The organism is Streptomyces poriferorum (assembly GCF_019399235.1).
In the GTDB taxonomy this organism is placed as follows: domain Bacteria; phylum Actinomycetota; class Actinomycetes; order Streptomycetales; family Streptomycetaceae; genus Streptomyces; species Streptomyces poriferorum.
In genome coordinates this window covers 1-1,310 of the sequence record NZ_JAELVH010000550.1, presented here as the reverse complement: position 1 = coordinate 1,310, position 1,310 = coordinate 1, and the positions used below count along the sequence as shown (strand labels likewise).

At 67.0% G+C, this 1,310-nt stretch carries 1 protein-coding gene and 1 pseudogene; both read left to right on the top strand.

What is annotated here, in order from left to right:
* The first annotated feature begins 155 nt into the window (after positions 1-155).
* Positions 156-1,019, top strand: coding sequence for a DUF8175 domain-containg protein (locus JGS39_RS39525; protein ID WP_219574586.1), 864 nt, complete (start codon positions 156-158; stop codon positions 1,017-1,019).
* Positions 1,009-1,310: pseudogene (locus tag JGS39_RS39520) on the top strand (hypothetical protein); the annotation flags it as partial. The gene JGS39_RS39525 and the pseudogene JGS39_RS39520, both read left to right, overlap by 11 nt.

The following is a 1,310-nucleotide window of genomic DNA, read 5'->3' as shown; positions in this document are numbered from 1 at the left end:
ACCCCCGCCCGCCCTCACCATCCGTCCGTCGTGCCCACCGGCAGAGGTTGCGTCCCACTGATGTCGAGTCACCACACCGCGTCCACGCGGAGAGCAGCACGGCTACCGTCGTACAGAGGCACGATTCAGGCACCGGTTGAGGGGGCGTACGCGGCATGAGTCACGACGACGGCTACGGCAACGACTCGGGGCGTACGGGCGACGGCTACAGCACCATCGGCGGCACACGCCAGACCCGCACCCGCCTCCCCGACGGCGAGGGCGGCGACGGCTACGGCCCCCGCCGCCCGGCCCGCAACTCGCGCTCGCTGGTCACGGTCGTGGGCGTGATCGTCCTGCTGCTCGGAGCGATCGCGTTCGCCAACATGGGCGGGGGCGACGGGAGCGGTGGGGACGGCGCGTCGGGGAGCAACGGCAAGAAGGCGGACGCGACGTCGACGGCGGCCACGGGGACGAAGCCGGTGACGGGGAAGAACGGCGAGATCGCTTCCGGGTTCGCGCATGACCAGCAGGGGGCGCAGAGTGCGGCGGCAAATTATTCGGTGGCGCTTGTATCCGCTGACATCCTGAAACCATCGCAGCGCGCTCAGATCGTGCGCAAGGTCTTCGTCCCCGGTCGAGTCGATGAGCTCGAGACCAAGTTCGACCAGGCATACAGCAAAGAGTTCCTCGACAAAGTCGGTCTGGACGAGAACGGAAATGCCTCCGAGGGCATGACGTATGTTTCGAGAACCGCGCCCGTCGGAACCAAGGTGACCCTCTTCACTGACTCGTCCGCCACGGTAGAGGTGTGGTGCACCGGCGTCTTCGGTACGGCTGGGGTCGGCTCCACCAATCCCGTGAGCAACGACTGGTTCACCATGACGCTGAAGCTTCAGTGGGAGGGCGGCGACTGGAAGGTCGACAGCTTCTCCCAGAAGGACGGCCCGGCACCGGTCAACACCGACCGTACGGCCTCCAACGCCGATGAGATCGCCAAGGCTGTCGAGGAGTACGGAGGGTTCACCTATGCCCGGTAAGTCCAACGCGCTCAAGCTCGGTGTGACCTTGGCGAGCGTCCAAGCGGCCATGGTGATCCTGGCAACCCGCGTTGCAGCCGCCCCCACGCCTTCGCCGTCCCCCTCCCCGTCCAGTAATGGGAACTGTTCGCTGATTGTCGGTCCGGCCAAGGACTACTGCGAAGGCGGCAATTCCGCCCCCAAGTCCAACCTCCCCGACAGCGTCGACCCCGCCCAGGACCCCCTCACCTCCCTCGGCCGCGGCTGTGCCGACGCCGCAGCCTGGATCGTGGGCAAGCTCAGCGAGGCCGT